The organism is Streptomyces sp. 13-12-16 (genome assembly GCF_002114215.1).
Lineage (GTDB): Bacteria > Actinomycetota > Actinomycetes > Streptomycetales > Streptomycetaceae > Streptomyces.
Genome location: NZ_NCTE01001101.1, coordinates 1 through 1,192, shown reverse-complemented (window position 1 = coordinate 1,192; position 1,192 = coordinate 1). Strand labels below are relative to the sequence as shown.

At 76.2% G+C, this 1,192-nt stretch carries 2 protein-coding genes; one reads left to right on the top strand and one right to left on the bottom strand.

The window, feature by feature from the left end; genetic code table 11:
- On the bottom strand, positions 1 to 871 hold an 871-nt coding region (locus tag B7767_RS35890), incomplete at its 3' end, for a PucR family transcriptional regulator ligand-binding domain-containing protein (RefSeq protein ID WP_179167438.1).
- A gap of 75 nt (positions 872 to 946) precedes the next feature.
- Here B7767_RS35890 and B7767_RS35885 point away from each other — a divergent pair.
- On the top strand, positions 947 to 1,192 hold a 246-nt coding region (locus B7767_RS35885; RefSeq protein ID WP_143652819.1), incomplete at its 3' end, for an LLM class flavin-dependent oxidoreductase.

The following is a 1,192-nucleotide window of genomic DNA, read 5'->3' as shown; positions in this document are numbered from 1 at the left end:
CGGCGAGGTCGGTGAGGAAGTCCCCGCGCCCGCGTGCCGCCAGCTCCTCCTCCTGGCGCGCCTGCATCAGCACCACGGCGAGCAGGCCGGCCGCCCGCTCGGCCGCCATGCGGTGCACCGGTTCCGGCGCGCTGCGCACCGGAAGCAGCACCAGCCGTGCCCGTACGCCGCCGCTGCCGGGGCCGCCGCCGGGTACGTCCACGAGCGCCGAACCGGCAGGCGGGTCGTCCTGGTGCCGGTCGCGCAGCCCCTCCCACACCTGGAGCGGGTCCGCGCCCTCGGGTCCCTTACCGGCCGCGTACAGCAGCCGGCCGTCGGTCGTCTCCAGGAAGACCGGGTTGCCGGTGAACCCGGCGAGGATCTCCAGCACCTGCGGGACCCCGCCGCCGCCCAGCAGCGCCTCGGTGCACCGGCGGTGCACCTCCTCCGCGCGTCGCAGCAGCGCGTAGTGCCCGTTGACGATCTCGGTGTGGATCTCCTCGGTGACCGCCACGAACGGCACCTCGCGGTGCAGCTGGACCAGCGGCAGCCCCGTCGACCTGGCCGAGTCGACGAGGGCGGCGGGCAGCCGGGAGAAGCGCGGGCCCAGCTCGACGACGAGGGCCGCGATGCCCCGCTCGGCCAGCGTGCGCACGAACGCCCGCTGGTCGGCGGGGCGGGTGCCGAACCCGTACCCGGTGGTCAGCAGCAGCTCGCCGCCCTTGAGCAGCGAGGCGATGTTGGGCACCTCACCGGCGTGCACCCAGCGCACCGTGCGCCCCAGCCGGTCGGTGCCCGCCACGACCTCCGGCAGCCCACTGCGCAGCCCGGGCAGCTCCAGCGCCCGCCGCACGGTGATCCCGGCGCCCCGGGTGTCGTATCCGCTGTTCATACGGGGACGCTACCCGCGCGGATGTCGCCCGGACAGCCGGGGTTCGCACGACGGCGAAGGGGTACGAGCGCGGCCATGGACATCAGTGTGGTCGCCGCGGCGCGCGAGGACGACAGGCCCGTCGACGAGCCGTTGCGGGTGGCGGCGGTCGCCGACCGGCTCGGGTACGGCGAGGTGTGGCTCGGCGAGGGGCCGACCTGGGACGCGTTCGTGCTGGCCACGGCCGTCGGGCGGGCCACCGGCAGGGTTGCCCTGACCGCCGGTCCGGTGGCGGTGTCGGTGCGCGACGCGTACAGCCTCGCGCGGGGCGCCGCCTCGACG